Genomic DNA, 18,147 nt, shown 5'->3' on the forward strand with positions numbered 1-18,147 from the left:
GAAAGCCATTCATCCAGTTCACCCGGCCCACACACGGAGCACGCAAGCAATGCAGCAGTACAGACTCTTCATCGGCAACGAATGGCAGGCGAGCGCCTCGGCCCAGTGGTTCGATTCGCTCGACCCGTTCTCGGGCGAGCCCTGGGCCCGCATTCCGCAGGGCAATGCCGAGGACGTCGACCGCGCGGTGAAGGCGGCCGAGGCTGCGATGCAGGGCCCGTGGGGCCAGATGTCGGCCACGCAGCGCGGCATGCTGCTGCACCGGCTGGGCGCGCTGATCGAGGCCAACCTCGACACCCTCACCGAGGCCGAGGCGCGCGACAACGGCAAGCTGCGCAGCGAGGTGCGCGGCCAGGTGTCGTACATGGCGAAGTACTTCTATTACTACGGCGGCCTGGCCGACAAGATCCAGGGCGCGGTGATCCCGATCGACAAGCCCAAGGTCTTCAACTACACGCGCCTCGAGCCGATCGGCGTGGTCGGCACCATCACGCCGTGGAACTCCTCGCTGCTGCTGACGGCCTGGAAGGTGGCGCCGGCGCTGGCGGCCGGCAACGCCATCGTCGCCAAGCCCTCGGAGCACACCTCGGTGTCGCTGCTCGAGCTCGCGCGGCTGTTCGCCGAGGCGGGCTTTCCGCCCGGCGTGTTCAACGTGGTCACGGGCTTCGGCAAGGAGGTGGGCGAGCCGCTGGTCGAGCATCCGGGCGTGGCCTGCATCGCCTTCACCGGCGGCGACGAGGGCGGGCGCCGCGTGAGCGTGGCGGCGGCGAAGCACTTCAAGCGCGTGACGCTCGAGCTCGGCGGCAAGTCGCCCAACATCGTGTTCGACGACGCCGACCTCGCGCGCGCCGCCAACGGCGTGATCACCGGCATCTTCTCGGCCGGTGGCCAGACCTGCATGGCGGGCTCGCGGCTGCTGCTGCAGGAGAGCATCCACGACGAGTTCGTCGAGCGGCTGGTCGCGATCGCCTCCAAGGCCAAGCTCGGCGACCCTTCGCTGCCCGACGTGCAGGTGGGGCCGGTGGCCACGCGGCCGCAGTTCGACAAGGTGGTGAGCTACATCGACATCGCCAGGGCCGAGGGCGCGCACTGCGCGTTCGGCGGCAAGGTGCGCAGCGGCCCGGGCTACGGCGCGGGCCAGTTCGTCGAGCCGACCATCTTCACGGGCGTGGACAACGGCATGCGCATCGCGCAGGAGGAAGTGTTCGGGCCGGTGCTGTCGGTGCTCAAGTTCAAGGACGAGGCCGACGCGGTGCGCATCGGCAACGACATCCGCTTCGGCCTCGCGGCCGGCGTGTGGACGCGCAGCCTGCACCGCGCGATGCACATGTCGGAGCGGCTCAAGGCCGGCACGGTGTGGATCAACAACTACCGCTCGACCAGCTTCACCACGCCCTTCGGCGGCTTCAAGGACAGCGGCCAGGGCCGCGAGGGCGGCGTGGAGGCGGTGAAGGAATTCCTCGAGACCAAGAGCGTGTGGATCTCGACCGAGCTCGACATGCCGGACCCGTTCATCCGCAAGTACTGACAGCCGCGCGCGACGCAACGACACGAGAAGAAAGTGGAGACATGAACGAAGCATCCCTGCCCATCGACCGCTGCGACGTGCTGGTCGTCGGCTGCGGCATCTCGGGCCTGAGCGCGGCGGTGGCCGCGGCCGCCGCGGGCGCGACCGTGACGGTGCTGGAACGCGCCACACCCGAGGAGTTCGGCGGCAACACGCGCTGGACCGAGTCCTACTTCCGCATGAAGAGCGAGACCGAGGTCAGCGACGATTTCGAGCAACTGCTGGTGGCCAATGCCGGCCACCACATCGACCCCGAGATCGTGCAGCACGCGGCCGCGCCCTACGAGGACTGGCCGCCGCACGTCAAGGCGCACGGCATGCCCGACCCCGAGCTGGTCGCCACGCTGGCCGGCGAGGCCGGCGCCACGGTGCGGTGGCTCCAGGGCTTCGGCGTGCGCTTCGCGGCGCTGCCGACCTACTTCGTGACCGCGGCCGCGCCGCGGCTGATGCCGGTGGGCGGCGGCCTCGCGCTGATCGAGGCGCTGCGCGACGAAGCGCTGCGCCTGGGCGTGGCGATCCGCTACCGCAGCACCGCGCAGCAGCTGCGGCGCGCCGACGCGCGCGGCGAACTGGCGGTCGACACGGTCGGGCCCGACGGCAGCGTGCGGCGCATCGTGGCGCGCGGCGTGGTGCTGGGCACGGGCGGCTTCGAGGGCAACCCCGAGATGCTCACGCGCTACATCGGCCCGCAGGCGCGCTACCTGCGGCCGGTGGCGCGCGGCGGCTACTACAACCGCGGCGAGGGCATCCGCATGGCGCTCGATGCCGGCGGCGCGCCGGCCGGCGACTTCGGCTCCTACCATGCCGAGCCGATGGACCCGCGCTCGGCCCAGGTCGAGCCGCTGGTGATGAGCTTCTCGTACGGCCTGCTGGTCAACAAGGAGGGCCGGCGCTTCGTCGACGAGGCGCCGGGGCCGGTCGACGTGCACTACGACCCGATCGCGCGCGCCATCAAGGACCAGCCCGACGGCATCGCCTTCATGGTCTACGACCAGCGCATCCACGAGGTGCCGAACTGGAAGAAGGGCATCCGCACCGACCAGCCGCCGATCGAGGCCGGGTCGCTGGACGCGCTCGCGCGCGCCTGCGGCATCGATCCGGCCGGCCTGCTGGCCACGGTGGCGGCCTTCAACGCGGCCTGCGCGGGCGATGCCGACGCGCGCTTCTCGCCGCTCGCGGTGGACGGCGTGGCCACCGCGGGTATCGCGCCGCCCAAGTCGAACTGGGCGCTGCCGCTGGCGCGCGGACCCTTCTGCGCCTACCCGGTGATGTCGGGCATCTGCTTCACCTTCGGCGGCGTGAAGACCAACCGCGATGCGCAGGTGGTCGACAACGACGGCCGCACCATCCCCGGCCTCTATGCGGCCGGCGAGGCCGCGGGCCTCTACCACCAGGTCTACACGGGCGCGACCTCGGTGCTGCGCGGCGCCGTGTTCGGACGCATCGCGGGCGCGCATGCCGCGCGCCACGCGATACCGCGCTGACGCGGCCCCCGCTTTCTTTCCAGCTGCCCAGCCATCACCGCCCGCGCGGTGCGGCGCGGCACGTCCATACAACCAAGGAGACAGACATGCCCTTCATCACGACGCGCCGCCTCGCGGCCCTGGCCATCGCCTGCGCGGCCCTCGGCGGCTTCGCGGCCCGCGCCGACTGGGCACCGCCCGGGCCGATCCGCCTGGTCGTGCCCTATGCGCCCGGCGGCGGCACCGACGTGCTCGCGCGGCTGGTCGCCACGCAGATCGGCAGCACGCTGGGCCAGCCGCTGATCGTCGAGAACCGGCCCGGAGTCAACGGCATCCTCGGCGCCAACTACGTCTATGCCGCGCCGGCCAACGGCACCACGCTGCTGTTCGCGGCGGCCGACTTCATCTCGGTCTCGCCGCACATCTACAAGAAGGCCGTGCGCTACGACCCCGACGGCTTCCAGCCCGTGGCACTGGTCGCGAAGATGGGCTTCGTGATGGCCGCGCGGCCCGCGAGCGAGACCAAGGACGTGGCCGACTTCGTGGCCCGCGCGCGCGCCAGGGAGGTCACCTATGCGCATTGGGGCCCGGGCAGCATGGCGCAGATGGGCATGGAGCTGCTGCGCTCGCGCGCCGAGGGCACGAAGGCGCTGCCCGTGCCCTATGCGGGCGCCGCGCCCGTGATGTCGGCCGTGATGGCCGGCGACGTCGAGTACGGCTTCGTGCCCACGCCGCTGGCGGTCGCGAGCCGCAGCAAGCTCAAGCTGTTCGCGCTCGGCTCGCCCGAGCGCTTCGCGGGCCTGCCCGACGTGCCGACGCTCAAGGAGCTCGGCTACGCGGTCGATGCCGACACCTGGTTCGGCATCCTCGCGCCGCCCGGCACGCCCGCCGCCGTGGTCGAGGCGCTGCAGGCGCAGGTCGAGAAGGTGGTGCGCGATCCGGCGGCACGCGCGCGCATGACCGACATCGGCTACACGCCCTCGAACATCGCGCCGCGCGACTTCGGCGCCTTCGTGAAGAGCGAGAACGCGCGCTGGGGCACGGTGGTGCGCGCCGCGCGCATCCAGGTGGAGGAATAGGTGCCGCCGCGGCTCGTCCTGGTCAAGAATGGCGCCTCGATCCAAGGGCCGCGATCCGTCATGAAGCGAAAAATCCCCAGCACCGTCGCCTTGTCGCTGTTCGAGTCGGCCGCGCGCCACGAGAGCTTCGCGCGCGCCGCGGCCGAGATGTACCTGACCGAGAGCGCGGTGAGCCGGCAGATCGCCGTGCTCGAGGGCTTCCTCGGCGTGAAGCTGTTCAGCCGCGGCAAGAAGCAGGTGGTGCTGACCGACGCGGGCCGGCTCTATGCGCGCAACATCCGCGGCAACCTCGACGAGATCGAGCTGCACACCAAGTCGCTGATGCAGCACAAGGGCGCGGGCGGCGTGCTCGAGCTCGCCGTGATCCCGACCTTCGCGAGCCGCTGGCTGCTGCCGCGGCTGCACGACTTCCTGCGCAGGAACCCGGGCATCACCGTCAACCTGTCGGAGCGCGCCGAGCCCTTCGCGTTCCGCGGCACCAACCTCGATGCTGCGCTGCACTTCGACGACCCGGTGTGGGATGCGGTCGAGAAGGTGCATCTGTTCGAGGAGGAGGTGGTGCCGGTGCTGAGCCCCGCCCACTTCGACCTCTCGAAGCTGAAGAAGCCTGCCGGCCTGATCGCGCTGCCGCTGCTGCACAAGCGCGTGCGGCCCGAGGCCTGGCAACGCTGGTTCGAGGCCGCGGGCTCGACGCTGCCGGTGCCGCCGCCGGCGATGCGCTTCGAGCTCTATGCGATGGTGATCGATGCCGCGCGCGCGGGCCTGGGCGTGGGGCTGGTGCCGCGCTTCTACGTGCAGGAGGACGTGGCGCGCGGCACGCTGGCCATGCCCTTCGACATCAGCCTCAAGCACGAGAAGCGCTATTGCCTCGTGTACCCCGAGCACAAGCGCGATTCGCAGGCGGTGCAGCTGTTCAGCGAGTGGGTGGTGGAAGCGGCGGCCGAGTTCAGCACGGGCGCGCAGGCGGTGCGGCGGCCGAGGAAGCGCGCCTGATTCGGCCGCCCCAAAAGAAAACGGCCCCGCGGGGCCGTCTTCATCGCGTGCATGCGGCCTGCGAGAGGCCGCGGTGCATCACTTCTTCTTCACGGCCACGGCCTTCTTGGCGGGGGCGGCAGCAGCCTTCTTTGCGACCGGCTTGGCAGCGGGCTTCGCAGCCGACTTGGCGGCGGGCTTGGCATCGGCCTTGCGCTTGGCGGCCTTCGGGTCCACGGCGGCCTTGAAGGCGGCGCCCGGCACGAACTTCGGCACCTTCTGGGCGGCGATCTTGATCTTGGTGCCGACGCTCGGGTTGAAACCGGTGCGGGCTGCGCGAGCAACTTGCTTGAAGGTGCCGAAGCCGACGATCTGGACGGGGTCGCCCTTCTTCACGGCGGCGACGATGGAGCTGGTGACCGTTTCCACGATGCGCGCGGCTTCTGCCTTGCTGACGTTGTGGGTGGTGGCGATTTTCTCAACGAGTTCGATGCGGTTCAACTGAGTTCCTGATAGGTTTGATTCGTCATGTTGCCTATGACGGCGCAGCCTCGGATGCAGGCTGCAAGCGGCGTGGAGTGTATTCGAACGCGAGAGAGGGCCTGCGGTGCGAAGGGAGAGTGGGGCTTTCTCATGCACGCGCGACGCTGCGCAGCCGCAGTGCGATCGCGAGGCCGGCGAGCGCCGCGCCCGCGCCGATGAGGAACACGCCGCCATAGCCCGCGCGGTCCGCGAGCAGCCCGGCCACGGGGCCGGTGAGCCCGTAGGCCAGGTCCTGGAAGGCCGAGAAGCCGCCGAGCGCGGTGCCGCGCAGTTGCGATGCCACCAGCCGCACCACTTCTCGGCCCATGGCCGGAAAGATCATCGAGCAGCCGAGGCCGGTGAGGAAGGCACCCGCGAGCGCGGCGACGGGGCTCGGCGCCTGCCAGATCAGCGCCTGGCCGAAGGCCTCGACCGCCAGCGACACGATCGCCACCGGCAGCCCGCCGATGCGGTCGGGCAGATGCCCGAACAGCAAACGCACCAGCACGAAGCCGCTGCCGAAGGCCGTGAGCCCGAGGCCCGCATGCGACCAGTGCTGGCCGCGGAAGTGCAGCACGAAGAAGGCGCCGATGGCCGCGAAGCCGATGCCCTGCAGGCACACGATCAGCCCATGCGGCCAGATGATGCCGAGCACGCTGCGCAGCGAGGGCCGGCCCGCGCCCGGCTGCACCGCCACGCCCTCGAGCCGCCACACGGCCAGCAGCCCGATGCAGGGCAGCAGCGCGCTCGCGGCCATCGCACCCGCGAAGCCGAAGCGTTCGAGCAGCGCGAGGCCGACCGGACCGCCGACCGCGAGCGCGCCGTAGATGGCGGCACCGACGAGCGCGAGCACCTGGCCCGAGCGCGCGGGGCCGACGAGGCCGATGCCCCAGCCGATCACGCCGACGGCCACCAGGCTCTCGCCGAGGCCCAGCAGCAGGCGGCCCGCGACCAGCAGGGCGAAGCCGATCCACGGCGTGGGAATCCACAGGCCCGCGAGCCACGCGACGAGCGCGCCCGCGACATAGAAGGCCAGCCCGCGCACCACGGCGCGCTTGGGACCCTGGCGGTCCGACAGGCTGCCCGCGTGGGCGCGCGTGAGCACGGTGGCGAGGAAGGCGATGCCGACCGCGAGGCCGGCCCAGAAGTTGCCGAGGCCCAGCCGCGTCGTCACATGGACCGGCACCACGGGCAGCGAGAGGCCGACGCAGAGGTAGGAGATGAAGAGCACCGCGGCGAGCAGCAGCAGGCGGCTTTGCGCGGAGCGGGACGGCGCGGGAATCGCCGGGGCGGAAGTGGAGGTCATTGAGGAGGTCCAGGTGATTCCTCGGACGGCCGGTGCGAAAAGGAAAACGCACCCCGGCCGCGAGGATCGCGGGGGTGCGTTGCTTGACGTCAGACGCTTACGGCCAGCGGGGCTGGCGGGAAAAAAGAAAGGTTCAGCCCAGCCGCATCGAGAGCTCGACGTCGGAGGCGAAAGGCACCGACAGGTAGCCGGCCGCGCTCGAGCGCACGCGCGCGAGGTACTCGGGGCTGTGGTCGGCGTTGTCGGCGATCACGAGCGCGCCGGGACGCAGGCGCGCCTCGACCAGCGCCAGCACCTCGGGATAGAGCGCCTTGGCGCCGTCGAGCAGCAGCAGGTCGATGCGCTCGGGCAGGTCGCTGGCCAGCGTGCGCAGCGCGTCGCCTTCGCGCACCTCGACCAGGTCGGCAAGGCCGCCGGCCGCGAGGTTCGCGCGGGCGCGTGCCACTTTCGAGGCTTCGAACTCGGTGCTCAGCAGCCGGCCGCCGCCGTTGTCGCGCAGGGCCGCGGCGAGGTGCAGGGTGGAGATGCCGAACGAGGTGCCGAACTCGACGATGCTGCGCGCGCCGTTGCCGCGCGCGAGCATGTAGAGCAGCGTGCCGGTCTCGCGCGAGACGGCGAGCGGGAAGTCCTTCAGGCGGGCGTAGAAATCGAGGTACTCGGTGCGGCTTTGCATCAGGCGCGCGAGTTCGTCGCTCGACAGGCCGGCAACGGCGGCGCTGGTGCGCGGCGAGGAGGCATCGGCCTCGGCGAACAGGCGCTCCAGCAGGGGCGCGAGCGGTGCGGTGGTCAGTGTGTTCATGGTGTTCTTCAAGAGTCGGACGGTGTGCGTCGATAATATGAAGAAAGCTTCAGATTTTCCATTCGCATTCCGAAAGCCACGCCATGCCCACCCGCCGCAGTGCCCCGCTCTCCTCGAGAAGACAGCCCCAGCAGGCCCGTTCGAACGACCTCGTCGCGGCGATCCTCGAAGCCGCCCTTCAGGTTCTGGCCCGCGAAGGCGTGCACCGCTTCACCACCACGCGCGTGGCCGAGCGCGCGGGTGTGAGCGTGGGTTCGGTCTACCAGTACTTTCCGAACAAGGCCTCGATCCTGTTCCGGCTGCAGAGCGACGAATGGCGCCAGACCACCGAGCTCTTGTGCGGCATCCTCGAGGACGTTCAGACGCCGCCGCTCGAGCGCCTGCGCCGGCTGGTTCATGCCTTCGTGCGCTCGGAGTGCGAGGAAGCGGGCATGCGCACCGCCTTGCACGACGCGGCGCCGTTCTACCGCGACGCGCCCGAGGCGCAGACCGCGCGCGCCGCGGGCGAGCGCGCGATGCAGGCTTTCCTGCGCGAGGCGCTGCCCGGCTTGTCGAAGGCGCGGCGCGCGCTGGCGGGCGACCTGGTCACCACCACCTTCGGCGCGGTCGGCAAGCAGTTCTCGGAAACGCCGCGCACCGAGGCGCAGATCAAGGCCTACTCCGAGGCCCTGGCCGACATGCTGTGCGCCTACCTGCGCAGCCTCGGCGCGGAGTAATCGGGCCTCAAGAAAAAAGTCCCGGCGCGGACCCCGCGGCGGGACTCTTCTCGACGCGCGAGCGCCTTGTCTTACTTGTCGTGATGCAGGTAGGTGGCCTGGCGCGGCAGCAGCAGGCTGACCAGGAAGGCCACGCCCATCATCGCGGTCACGTACCAGTAGAAGTAGGACTCGTGGCCGATCGACTTCAGGCCCAGCGCCACGTACTCGGCGCTGCCGCCGAAGATGGCGTTGCCCACCGCGTACGACAGGCCCACGCCGAGCGCGCGCACCTCGGGCGGGAACATTTCGGCCTTCACGATGCCGCTGATCGAGGTGTAGAAGCTCACCACCGCCAGCGCGACGGTGATCAGCACGCCGGCCATCAGCGGGCTCGCGACGTTCTGCAGGCTGCTGAGCACCGGCACCGTCATCAGCATGCCGAGCGCGCCGAACAGCAGCATGTTGCTGCGCCGGCCGATGCGGTCCGACAGCGCGCCGAACAGCGGCTGCATGCACATGTAGATGAACAGGCAGGCGGTCATCACGTTGCTGGCGGTCTTGATCGACATGCCGGCCGAGTTCACCAGGTACTTCTGCATGTAGGTGGTGAAGGTGTAGAAGATCAGCGAGCCGCCGGCCGTGTAGCCCAGCACCACGAAGAAGGCGCGCTTGTGGTGGCGGAACAGCTCGCCCATGGTGCCGGCGCCCTTGGCGGCGCGGGTCTTGGTGCTGGCGGTCTCGGTCAGCGTGCGGCGCAGCAGCAGCGCCACGATGGCCGCCACGGCGCCCAGCACGAAGGGAATGCGCCAGCCCCAGGCCTTGAGCTCGGCCTCGTCGAGCACCTGCTGCAGCACCACCACGACCACCACCGCGAGCAATTGGCCGCCGATCAGCGTGACGTACTGGAACGAGGAGAAGAAGCCGCGCTGGCCGCGCATCGCCACTTCGCTCATGTAGGTGGCGGTGGTGCCGTACTCGCCGCCGACCGACAGGCCCTGCAGCAGCCGCGCGAGCAGCAGCAGCGCGGGCGCGGCGGCGCCGATCTGCGCATAGGTCGGCAGGCAGGCGATCACCAGCGAGCCCACGCACATCATCACGACCGAGGTCACCATCGAGGTCTTGCGGCCCTTGCGGTCGGCGATGCGGCCGAACAGCCAGCCGCCGATCGGGCGCATCAGGAAGCCGGCCGCGAACACGCCGGCGGTGTTCAGCAGCTGCACCGTGGGGTCGGACTTGGGGAAGAAGGCCGGCGCGAAGTAGATCGCGCAGAAGGCGTAGACGTAGAAGTCGAACCACTCCACCAGGTTGCCCGAGGAGGCGGCGAAGATGGCGAAGATGCGCTTGCGCTTCTCCTCGAAGGTGTAGGGCGTGGTGTCGGCCGGCGAGGCGCCGGCGGGGGCGCCGCCGGTGCGGGCGAGGGTGTTCATGGCGTGTCCTTGTCTCGGGTCGCGGCCGCTGGAGGCGGCCTGAATCGGTGCCCGGGGAGTCTGGCGCGGCGCGCGCGCGCCGTCGTCCGTAGCCCACCGCCGCGCGGCTACGTATCGGTACGCAAGGGTTAACCCTAGGTGACGTTTCCGGGGCGGCGCGGCCCTGGCTACAGCCCGTGCTCGCGCAGGAAGCGGTCGAGCTGGTGGCTGTTCGCGAGGCCCAGCTTGGCGAACACGTGGGCCCGGTGGGTCTCCACCGTGCGCTGCTCGAGCGGCGCGAGCTCGAGCGCGATCTGCTTGTTCGGCTTGCCCTCGGCCACCAGCCGCGCCACCTGCATCTCGCGCGGCGTGAGCTTGTCCCACAGCGACTGCGCGGCCTGCCGCGCCTGGCGCTTCGCGGCGATCTCGCCGGCGCGCTGCAGGGCGCGCGCGATGCTGTCGAGCAGCTGCTCGTCGTTGCAGGGCTTCTCGAGCCAGCCGAAGGCGCCGTTCTGCACCGCCTCCACCGCCATCGGGATGTCGCCGTGGCCCGAGAGGAACAGCACCACCAGCGGGCTGTCCTGCGCGCGCAGCGCGTCGAACACCTGCAGCCCGCTCATGCCGTCCATGCGCAGGTCGAGGATGGCGCAGCCCGCGCGCTGCAGGTCGGCGCCGGCCAGGAAGTCCTCGCCCGAGGCGAAGGTCTGCACCGCGTAGCCGCGCGAGAGCAGCAGCAGGCCGAGCGAGCGGCGCACGGCCTCGTCGTCGTCGACCACGCAGAGGTTGTTGGCGGATGCGTTCATGGGGAGGGGATCTCCAGCACGAGGGTGAATACCGTGCCACCGCCCGGACGGTGGTCGAACACCAGTCGGCCGCGGTGCGCCTCGACGATGGTGCGGCAGATGTTGAGGCCGAGCCCGAGGCCGCCGGGCTTGGTGGTGAAGAAGGGCGCGAACACCTGCTCGGCGAGCGCGTCGTCGATGCCCGTGCCGCGGTCGAGCACGCGGATCTCCATGCGGCCCTCGACCACCTCGGCCTCGAGCTCGACCACGCGCCGTTCGACCGGCATGGCCTGCATCGCCTGCAGGCTGTTGGACAGCAGGTTCAGCAGCACCTGCTCGAGCAGCACGCGGTCGCCGCGCACCGGCGGCAGCGTGGCCGGGATGCGCACCTCGGCGCGCGACTGGCGCTGGCGCATCTCGCCCTGCAGCAGCGCCAGCGCATTGGCGGCCAGCGCCGCCACCGCGCAGTCTTCGGTGCCCGCGGTGCGCTGGCGCACGAAGCCGCGGATGCGCCGCACGATCTCGGCGCTGCGCCGCGCCTGCGCCATGGTCTCGTCGAGGCTGCTGGCCAGCAACGCCTGGTTGCCCTGCTCGGCGAAGGCCTTGGCCGCGCCCGCGAAGCTGCTCAGCGCCATCAGCGGCTGGTTGAGCTCGTGCGCCAGCGTGGAGGCCATCTCGCCCAGGCTCGCGAGCCGCTGCGCATGCTGCAGCTGTTCGTCGTTCTGGCGCTGGCGCAGCTCGGCGCGCTTCTGCTCGGTGATGTCGACCACCGAGCTCATCCAGCCCGCGTGGCCGCCGTCGGCATCGATCAGCGGCGCGGTGTAGACCATGGTGATGACCTCGCGGCCGTCGCGATGGCGCAGCCGCGACTCGAAGCCCGACAGCGCGGGCTGGCCGCTCATCATGGCGTCGTAGTGGTGCCAGTGGCGCGGCACGTCGTCGGGATGCCAGTAGGGGTAGGGCGGCAGCTTGCCGAGCAGCTCGTCGGCGCCGTAGCCGGTCATTTCGCAGAAGGCCGGGTTGACGTAGGTGATGCGGCCCTCGAGATCGCGCGCGCGCATGCCGACCAGCAGCGAATCTTCCATCGCCTTGCGGAAGGCATGGGCCTCGTCGAGCTCGTGGGTGCGCTCGCGCACGCGCAGCTCGAGCTCGCGCCGCGCATCGCGCTGCTCGGCGAAGCGGCGCTCGCGCAGCCGCCAGTAGAGGCCGCCGAGCAGCAGCACGCCGGCGCCCAGCAGGCCCAGCATCCAGGTGCGCTCGCGCGCGCGCGTGACTTCGGCATGGTCGACCATCACCGTGAGGGTCCAGCCCAGATCGGGCAGCGGCTCGTCGATCGCGAGGAAGCTGCGCGGCTTGCCGCCGAGCGCGGTACGCACCAGGTAGCCGGGCTCGCCGTCGCCGCGCTGGGTCTTCCAGGGCAGCGCGGGGAAGCTGGCGCGCGCGCCGTACTGCTGGTCGCGCCGCAGCCGCTCGAGCTGTACCGCGTCGAGCGGGCGCGTGGCCTGATACATCCACGCGGGCACCGAGCTCAGGAACACGATGCCGCGCGCGTCGGTCAGCAGGATCGGGTCGCGCACGAAGGTCCAGGCCTCCTGCAGCGCGCGCAGGCTGACCTTGACCGTCACCACGCCGATCACCGCGCCCGCGTCCGAGCGCACCGGCGCCGAGATGAACAGGCCCGGTTCGCCGGTGGTCTGGCCCACGCCGTAGAACAGCCCGCTGCGGCCCGCGCGCGCATCGATGAAGTAGGGCCGGTTGGCATAGGACTCGCCGACGAAGCTCTGCGGCGTGGCCCAGTTGCTGGCCGCGAGCGTGAGGCCCTGCGGGTCGATCAGGTAGAGCGCGTCGGAGCCGGCCTGCCGGTTCACCTCCTCGATGTAGAGGTTGGCGCGCTGCTTCACGGCCGCGTCGCCGGGGTGCGCGAGCGCGGCCAGCACCTCGGGATGCAGCGCCGCGGTGAACGGCAGGTAGCTGTACTTGCCGGCCGAGTCGCGCAGGCCCAGCACGTGCACTTCCATCGCGCGGCGGATCGAGTCGGCCTGGAAGCTGGCCTCGCGCGCGGCGGCCCATTGGCCGGCGGCGCCGATCAGCAGCGCCGCGAGCGCGAGCAGGCCGGCGCCGAGCAGCAGCGCGCGCCGGCGGCGGCGCGGCGGCGGCTGGGGGGCGGAAGAGGGCGGGGAGGGCGGCATGGAAGCGGGAACGGCCGGCGCGGCGCAGGCGATTCTGCACCGATCGCCCCGCGGCCTTCGCGCCGGCGCCGCTTGCCGCTCAGCGCGCGCGTGTCGCGGCCGCCGCGCCCTTCGCCGCCCACTGCGCGAGCATCGCCTCGACCAGCTGCGACACCATCGCGCGCGTGTCCGACCAGGCCATGGTGCGCGTCATGCACGGAAAGGCGATGGTGCCGAACACCGAGGCCAGCAGCGTGTCGGCCGCGAGCCGCGAGGACAGCGGCGGGCGCGGCAGCGTGGCGAAGAAGGCATCGACCGTGTCGTAGTAGAGCTGCAGGCTGTCGACCACCGCGCGCGAGCGGCCGAAGGGCCGGCCCTCGCTGTCCAGCGGCGGCGGCTCGCGCAGGCTGGGCGCCGGGAAGATCTCGAGGAACTCCTCCATGTGCGCGAGCCAGTGGTCGGCGGTGGCCATGAACAGCTTGTGCACGCGCCGCGCGGGATCGCGCGTGCGCGCGATGGCCCGGCGCAGGTGCTCGGTGGCGCTGTCCATGTCGCGGCCGCGGATGTGGAAGAACAGGTCCTGCTGGTCGTGGAAGTACTGGTAGATGCTGCCCGGCGCATAGCCGGCCTCGGCCGCCACGCGCCGCAGCGACACGCCGGCCGCGCCCTCGGCCGCGAGCAGCCGCCGGCCCGCGGCGATGAAGTCCTCGCGCACCAGCGCCTTGTCTTCCTGGCTGCGCGCGCGGCGGCGCAGGTCGTGCTTCGGGTCGCGCAAGGGCATGGAGCGTGGGGCCGGCGAGGGGAGTGGGGGCGATGGACGGCCGAAGTATAGGTGGCGCTGCGGGAAAACCCGGACTATAAATGAACGCGTTCAAATAAGAATGCGCCCATGTCCTTCCTCTCCACCTTCGCCGATGCCGCGCCCGCGCCCTGCTGTTGCGGCGGCGCCGCTGCCGCCGCGCCGGCTCCGATGCCCGCGCCGATCGATGGCGCCTTCTCGCTGGTCGACCACTTCGGCACGCCGGTCGACCAGCGCAGCTATGGCGATCGCCACCTGCTGGTGTTCTTCGGCTTCTCGCACTGCGCGGTGGTCTGCCCGCGCGAGCTCGCCAAGCTCGGCGCGGCGCTGCGGGCGCTGGGCCCGCTGGCCGCGCGCGTGCAGCCGCTCTACGTGAGCGTCGATCCCGCGCGCGACACGCCCGAGGTGCTGCGCGCCTGCGTGGCGCGCCATCCGGGCGGCTTCGTCGGCCTCACGGGCAGCGAGGCGCAGGTCGAGGCCGCGAAGAAGAGCTTTCGCGTGTTCGCGCGCCGCGTGCCCGACGCGGCGGCGCCCGGCGGCTACGTGGTGCCGCACACCGCGCTGGCCTACTTCATGGCGCCGGGCGGCCGCTACCTCGCGCACTTCGCCGAATCGCTCGATGCGCCAGCGGTGGCGGCACGCATGAAGGAACTGATGCAGGGAGACACGCCATGAACAGCCCCGAAGCCTCGACGCCGCTGAGCGACCGGCAGGCCGGCCACCTGCGCCATTTCGCCAACCTCTCGCGCCAGCCGGTCAACGACTGGTCGGGCATGCAGGGCCGCGGCACCGGCCAGGACGACTTCGGCGGCTACCGCTTCCAGCTCGCCTACATGGCCTATGCGATCGCGCTCGCGCACCGCCACCGGCTGCCCGCGGCGCCCGGCGCCTTCCGGCCGGTGTTCGAGCGGCTGATCGCCAAGATGCTGCTGCCCGAGGTCTGGATGTACTGGGCGCGCGTGAGCCGCGGCGGCAGCGTGTTCAACATGCACCGCTCGCACGACTACGAGGAGGACTGGAACCCGGTCGGGCGCGACAACATCATGTACAGCGCCTACGTGCAGTCGATGGCGCTGCTGCATCACTACCTGTTCGACGACGACCGCTATGCGCAGCCCGGCGCGCTGACCTTCAGCTACTGGTCCTTCTTCTGGGGCGGCAAGGAGCGCCGCTTCGAATACGACCAGCGCAGCCTCAACCAGCACGTCTACTGGCAGATGGTCGAGAGCGGCTACCTCGGCGTGGCCTGCGAGCCCAACTGCGTGTTCCAGATCTGCAACCAGCCCGCGATCCTGGGCTTTCGCATGCACGACCTGGTGCATGGCGGCGCGATGGCGGTCGAGGTCACGACGGCCTACCAGCAGGCCTGGGAACGCTTCGGCCGGCTCGGCGCCAACGGCCACTACCTCACGATGATGGCGCAGGACACGCAGGCGCTGCGCGACAACGCAGGCCCCTCGCCCTGGGTCGATGCCTGGTGCGGCATGCTCATGAACATGTGGAACCGCGACTTCGTGCATGCGCACTATCCGGCGCAGCTCGCGGGCTGGCTGCTGCGCGGCGAGGACGGCGCCTGCTCGGTGCGCTCGGCCGAGCGGCCGCCGGTGATGGGCCAGCAGGTGGTCAACGACGACTCCGACTTCGGCTTCGCCGCGGCCTGGGCCTCGGAGATGGGCGACGCCGAGACGCTCGCGGGCTTCATGCGCCATGCCGATCGCCACATGGCGCCGGCCTGGCGCGATGGCGGCTTCCACTTCCCGCGCAACGACCAGCCCGAGGACGCGCAGGGCCATCGCACGCTGGTCGAGCCGATGACCGGCAACGTGCTGCTGGGCTATGCGAGCCTCAACGTGCCCGACGGGCTCTGGCGCCTCTACAACCAGCCCTGGCCCGAGCACCACCATCGCCAGCCCGCGCTGGTGCGCGTGGACGACGCGGTCGACGTGCTGCAGGCGGTGTTCGACACCGAAGCGCGCGTGCTGCGCTTCGCGCTGCGCCGCTGCGAGGGCGCGCGCGGCGGCGTCGAGGTCGAGATCGGGCGGCTGGCATCGCGCGGTGCCTGGACCCTGTGGTGCGATGGCGCCGAGGTCGCGCGCGGCGAGGCGGACCGCATCGAAGGCGGCGCGGCCCTGGCGCTGCGCGCGACGCCCGAGGGCTTCGCGCTGCGCTGCCCCGAGGGCGCGGCCGCGGCCTTCGTGCTGGCGTTCGGCGCCGACTGACTCAGCCGCGCGTGGGCAGCCGCGACTTGCCGTAGCCGCGGTAGCGCTGGCGCACCGTCTCCATCTCCCGCGCGTCGAGGATCACGGGCGCGCCGAGCTGCGCGCTCATCCAGTACTGGCGCGCCAGGGTCTCGAGCTTGGCGGCGTTCGCCACCGCCTTCTCGACCGTGGCCGCGTAACAGATCATCCCGTGGTTCGCGAGCAGGCAGGCATTGCGGTTCTCGAGCGCGTCGACCGCCGATTGCGCGAGCGCATCGGTGCCGAAGGTGGCGTACTGCGCGCAGGGAATGTCGTCGCCGCCGAAGCCCGCGAGCATGTAGTGGAAGGCCGGGATCGGCCGGCGCTGCGCCGACAGCGCCACGCAGGCATCCGAATGCGTGTGGACCACGGCCTCGGCCTGCGGGTAGCGGCGGTAGATCGCGGTGTGCATCGCCCATTCGCTCGAGGGGATGCCCGCGCCGCGGGTCTCGCCGTCGAGCGTGATCGACACCAGCGCCTGCGGGTCGATGGTGTCGGCATCGGCACCCGTGGGGCTGATCAGCGCGCCGCCGTCGAAGCGGCAGCTGATGTTGCCCGCGCTGCCGCTGTTGAGGCCGAGCTGCGCGAGCCGGCGATAGCCGGCGGCCAGGGCCTGGCGCAGGGCGTCTTCGGACAGGGGGAGGGGAGACGGGGACGTGGTCATGGGCGGTTCCTTGCGCGCGTCGGCGCGGTGAAGCGAAGGTGGGACGTTCGGTTCTTCAGCGGGCCGCGTCGCGCATGCTCTGCAGCATGGGCAGCAGCATGTCGACCGGCCCCAGCTTGCCCGACTTGAGGCACAGCGCGAGCGGCGCGACGCCGAGGGTCACCGCGCGCGCGATGCCGGGGCCGGCATAGGGGCCGACCTGCAGCCGGTCGATGGCGAGGTGCGCGAGCACCGAGCCCGAGGTCTCGCCGCCAGAGATCACGAAGCGCTTGACGCCCGCGTCGCGCAGCCGCACCGCGAGCCGGCCGAGGATGTCCTCGGCAAGCGCCGCCGCCTCGTGCCGGCCGATGCGTGCCTGCACGCGCTCGATCACCGGCGCATGCGCCGAGGTCGCGATCGCGACCGGGCCCTGCGGCAGCGCCGCGAGCGCCCAGTCCAGCGCTTCGCCGATCACGTCGGCGCCGTCGATCGCACGTTCGACGTCGATCCAGTGCACCGGCCGTTCGCGTTCGAAGGCACGCAGCTGTTCGATCGAGCGGTCGGCGCAGCTGCCGGCCAGCACCACGCCCGGGCCCTCGACCGCCGGCAGGCGCGGCGCGCGGTCGCCTGGTGCGAGCCAGCCATGCTCGCGCCACAGCGCGGGGTAGTAGGCACCGATCGAGGAGTTGCCGGTCATCAGCGGCCAGTCCCAGGTCAGGCCGGCGAGGGCGCGCAGGTCCTCGGGCTCGGCCGCGTCGGCGATCGCGAAGCCGGTGCCCTCGGCCTCGAGCGTGGCCACGTGCGCGCGCATCGCCTCGAGGCCCGCATGCACCACCTGCTGCGGGATCAGGCCGACCTTCGTCGCGGTCTGCCGCTGCAGCGTGCGCACGAGGTTGGGGTCGAGCATCGGCGTCAGCGGATCGAAGCGCTTGGGCGACTCCGAGATCAGCATCTGGTCGGCGAACAGGTGGCCCTGGAACACGCGGCGGCCGGCCTCGGGGAACGAGGGGCAGAAGGCGGTGAGCTTCGCGCCCGTGAGTTCGCGCAGCAGGTCGGCGCAGGGGCCGATGTTGCCGTCGTCGGTGGAGTCGAAGGTGGCGCAGTACTTGAAGAAGAGCTGGCGCGCGCCGCGCTCCAGCAGCGCGCGCGCGCCAGCCTCGAAGGCCGCGACCGCGTCGGCCGCCGGCACCACGCGCGTCTTGCGCGCGATCACCACCGCGTCGAGTTCGTCGCCGAGTTCGGCCAGGGCTTCGGGCCGCGTCACGAAGCCGCAGCGCACGCCGTGCGCCACCAGCATCGCGGCCAGTTCCATGCCGCCGGTCAGGTCATCGGCGAGGGCGCCGAACAGTAATGCCATGGGTGTCTCCGATCGTTCTCGTGCGAGGGCGGATGCCGGGTTTGTGAGCTATTGCGCTACAGTAAATATGATATATCATGCCTCAAAACTAACGCAATGAAGGGTTCCCGAATGTCGTCCGCCGCCTCGCAGAACAGGCCGAACCAGCACGATCTCCAGCTCCGGCAGCGCGCCGCCAAGGTCGTGCCTGGTGGCATGACGGGGCACCTGAATGCGGCCTCGCTGCCCGCGGGTTACCCGCAGTTCTTCGAGCGCGGCCAGGGCTGCCGCGTCTGGGACGTCGACGGCAACGAGTACATCGACTTCATGTGCAGCTGGGGCCCGAACCTGCTGGGCCATCACCATCCGG

The 18,147-nt window shown here is 71.2% G+C and carries 17 protein-coding genes; 8 read left to right on the forward strand and 9 right to left on the reverse strand.

Going from position 1 to position 18,147, the window contains the following annotated elements:
• The first annotated feature begins 49 nt into the window (after nucleotides 1-49).
• The 4 genes from ACODT0_RS35695 to ACODT0_RS35710 all read left to right on the forward strand — a co-directional run bounded on the left by ACODT0_RS35695 (nucleotide 50) and on the right by ACODT0_RS35710 (nucleotide 5,102).
• Nucleotides 50-1,528, forward strand: coding sequence for an aldehyde dehydrogenase (locus ACODT0_RS35695; protein WP_489043410.1), 1,479 nt, complete (start codon nucleotides 50-52; stop codon nucleotides 1,526-1,528).
• Nucleotides 1,529-1,569: 41 nt separating this feature from the next.
• Complete coding sequence (locus ACODT0_RS35700) at nucleotides 1,570-3,051, forward strand: FAD-dependent oxidoreductase (RefSeq protein WP_057591393.1); 1,482 nt, start codon at nucleotides 1,570-1,572, stop codon at nucleotides 3,049-3,051.
• An 86-nt stretch (nucleotides 3,052-3,137) separates the two neighbouring features.
• Nucleotides 3,138-4,109 (forward strand): Bug family tripartite tricarboxylate transporter substrate binding protein, encoded by a 972-nt coding sequence (locus tag ACODT0_RS35705; RefSeq protein ID WP_057591392.1) that lies wholly within the window; start codon nucleotides 3,138-3,140, stop codon nucleotides 4,107-4,109.
• A gap of 60 nt (nucleotides 4,110-4,169) precedes the next feature.
• Nucleotides 4,170-5,102, forward strand: a complete 933-nt coding sequence (locus ACODT0_RS35710; RefSeq protein WP_489043411.1) for a LysR family transcriptional regulator — start codon at nucleotides 4,170-4,172, stop codon at nucleotides 5,100-5,102.
• Nucleotides 5,103-5,180: 78 nt separating this feature from the next.
• On the opposite strand, the gene ACODT0_RS35715 is transcribed toward ACODT0_RS35710, so the two are convergent.
• The 3 genes from ACODT0_RS35715 to ACODT0_RS35725 all read right to left on the reverse strand — a co-directional run bounded on the left by ACODT0_RS35715 (nucleotide 5,181) and on the right by ACODT0_RS35725 (nucleotide 7,708).
• Complete coding sequence (locus tag ACODT0_RS35715; RefSeq protein ID WP_489043412.1) at nucleotides 5,181-5,582, reverse strand: HU family DNA-binding protein; 402 nt, start codon at nucleotides 5,580-5,582, stop codon at nucleotides 5,181-5,183.
• 130 nt (nucleotides 5,583-5,712) lie between these two features.
• On the reverse strand, nucleotides 5,713-6,909 hold the full coding sequence (locus ACODT0_RS35720; protein ID WP_489043413.1) for an MFS transporter: 1,197 nt from the start codon (nucleotides 6,907-6,909) through the stop codon (nucleotides 5,713-5,715).
• Between the two features lie 133 nt (nucleotides 6,910-7,042).
• Entirely contained in the window at nucleotides 7,043-7,708 is a 666-nt protein-coding gene (locus ACODT0_RS35725; RefSeq protein ID WP_489043414.1) for an O-methyltransferase, read from the reverse strand.
• 83 nt (nucleotides 7,709-7,791) lie between these two features.
• Between ACODT0_RS35725 and ACODT0_RS35730 the strand changes: the two genes are divergently transcribed.
• A complete protein-coding gene (locus ACODT0_RS35730) occupies nucleotides 7,792-8,424 on the forward strand; it encodes a TetR/AcrR family transcriptional regulator (RefSeq protein ID WP_489043415.1) in 633 nt (210 codons plus the stop codon).
• Between the two features lie 71 nt (nucleotides 8,425-8,495).
• On the opposite strand, the gene ACODT0_RS35735 is transcribed toward ACODT0_RS35730, so the two are convergent.
• From ACODT0_RS35735 to ACODT0_RS35750, 4 genes are all read right to left on the reverse strand, one after another.
• Nucleotides 8,496-9,833: an MFS family transporter gene (locus ACODT0_RS35735; protein ID WP_057591388.1), complete on the reverse strand. Its 1,338-nt coding sequence runs from the start codon at nucleotides 9,831-9,833 to the stop codon at nucleotides 8,496-8,498.
• Nucleotides 9,834-10,000: 167 nt separating this feature from the next.
• Nucleotides 10,001-10,615: a response regulator transcription factor gene (locus ACODT0_RS35740; RefSeq protein WP_422095995.1), complete on the reverse strand. Its 615-nt coding sequence runs from the start codon at nucleotides 10,613-10,615 to the stop codon at nucleotides 10,001-10,003.
• Nucleotides 10,612-12,783, reverse strand: coding sequence for a sensor histidine kinase (locus tag ACODT0_RS35745; RefSeq protein ID WP_489043416.1), 2,172 nt, complete (start codon nucleotides 12,781-12,783; stop codon nucleotides 10,612-10,614). Before ACODT0_RS35745 ends, ACODT0_RS35740 begins: the two co-directional genes overlap by 4 nt.
• A gap of 79 nt (nucleotides 12,784-12,862) precedes the next feature.
• Complete coding sequence (locus tag ACODT0_RS35750; RefSeq protein WP_261216946.1) at nucleotides 12,863-13,543, reverse strand: TetR/AcrR family transcriptional regulator; 681 nt, start codon at nucleotides 13,541-13,543, stop codon at nucleotides 12,863-12,865.
• A gap of 108 nt (nucleotides 13,544-13,651) precedes the next feature.
• Between ACODT0_RS35750 and ACODT0_RS35755 the strand changes: the two genes are divergently transcribed.
• Entirely contained in the window at nucleotides 13,652-14,236 is a 585-nt protein-coding gene (locus ACODT0_RS35755) for an SCO family protein (protein WP_082321935.1), read from the forward strand.
• Nucleotides 14,233-15,780, forward strand: a complete 1,548-nt coding sequence (locus ACODT0_RS35760) for a linalool dehydratase/isomerase domain-containing protein (protein ID WP_489043417.1) — start codon at nucleotides 14,233-14,235, stop codon at nucleotides 15,778-15,780. The genes ACODT0_RS35755 and ACODT0_RS35760 overlap by 4 nt, the downstream gene beginning before the upstream one ends.
• A 1-nt stretch (nucleotide 15,781) precedes the next feature.
• On the opposite strand, the gene ACODT0_RS35765 is transcribed toward ACODT0_RS35760, so the two are convergent.
• Both ACODT0_RS35765 and otnK read right to left on the reverse strand, forming a co-directional pair.
• The gene (locus tag ACODT0_RS35765; protein WP_489043418.1) at nucleotides 15,782-16,462 is read right to left on the reverse strand and encodes a class II aldolase/adducin family protein; all 681 of its coding nucleotides are present in this window, start codon (nucleotides 16,460-16,462) and stop codon (nucleotides 15,782-15,784) included.
• A gap of 55 nt (nucleotides 16,463-16,517) precedes the next feature.
• Nucleotides 16,518-17,798, reverse strand: coding sequence for a 3-oxo-tetronate kinase (gene otnK, locus ACODT0_RS35770; protein WP_489043419.1), 1,281 nt, complete (start codon nucleotides 17,796-17,798; stop codon nucleotides 16,518-16,520).
• Between the two features lie 111 nt (nucleotides 17,799-17,909).
• On the opposite strand from otnK, the gene ACODT0_RS35775 reads away from it, so the two are divergent.
• On the forward strand, nucleotides 17,910-18,147 hold a 238-nt coding region (locus tag ACODT0_RS35775; protein WP_489043420.1), incomplete at its 3' end, for an aminotransferase class III-fold pyridoxal phosphate-dependent enzyme.

The sequence above is a fragment of the Variovorax sp. FG153 genome, assembly GCF_057809595.1.

Bases quoted from the DNA above. Each gene is read 5' to 3' on its own strand.
- ACODT0_RS35695 (WP_489043410.1), top strand. From the start codon at position 50: ATGCAGCAGTACAGACTCTTCATCGGCAACGAATGGCAGGCGAGCGCC.
- ACODT0_RS35700 (WP_057591393.1), top strand. From the start codon at position 1,570: ATGAACGAAGCATCCCTGCCCATCGACCGCTGCGACGTGCTGGTCGTC.
- ACODT0_RS35705 (WP_057591392.1), top strand. From the start codon at position 3,138: ATGCCCTTCATCACGACGCGCCGCCTCGCGGCCCTGGCCATCGCCTGC.
- ACODT0_RS35710 (WP_489043411.1), top strand. From the start codon at position 4,170: ATGAAGCGAAAAATCCCCAGCACCGTCGCCTTGTCGCTGTTCGAGTCG.
- ACODT0_RS35720 (WP_489043413.1), bottom strand. From the start codon at position 6,909: ATGACCTCCACTTCCGCCCCGGCGATTCCCGCGCCGTCCCGCTCCGCG.
- ACODT0_RS35725 (WP_489043414.1), bottom strand. From the start codon at position 7,708: ATGAACACACTGACCACCGCACCGCTCGCGCCCCTGCTGGAGCGCCTG.
- ACODT0_RS35730 (WP_489043415.1), top strand. From the start codon at position 7,792: ATGCCCACCCGCCGCAGTGCCCCGCTCTCCTCGAGAAGACAGCCCCAG.
- ACODT0_RS35735 (WP_057591388.1), bottom strand. From the start codon at position 9,833: ATGAACACCCTCGCCCGCACCGGCGGCGCCCCCGCCGGCGCCTCGCCG.
- ACODT0_RS35740 (WP_422095995.1), bottom strand. From the start codon at position 10,615: ATGAACGCATCCGCCAACAACCTCTGCGTGGTCGACGACGACGAGGCC.
- ACODT0_RS35745 (WP_489043416.1), bottom strand. From the start codon at position 12,783: ATGCCGCCCTCCCCGCCCTCTTCCGCCCCCCAGCCGCCGCCGCGCCGC.
- ACODT0_RS35750 (WP_261216946.1), bottom strand. From the start codon at position 13,543: ATGCCCTTGCGCGACCCGAAGCACGACCTGCGCCGCCGCGCGCGCAGC.
- ACODT0_RS35755 (WP_082321935.1), top strand. From the start codon at position 13,652: ATGTCCTTCCTCTCCACCTTCGCCGATGCCGCGCCCGCGCCCTGCTGT.
- ACODT0_RS35760 (WP_489043417.1), top strand. From the start codon at position 14,233: ATGAACAGCCCCGAAGCCTCGACGCCGCTGAGCGACCGGCAGGCCGGC.
- ACODT0_RS35765 (WP_489043418.1), bottom strand. From the start codon at position 16,462: ATGACCACGTCCCCGTCTCCCCTCCCCCTGTCCGAAGACGCCCTGCGC.
- otnK (WP_489043419.1), bottom strand. From the start codon at position 17,798: ATGGCATTACTGTTCGGCGCCCTCGCCGATGACCTGACCGGCGGCATG.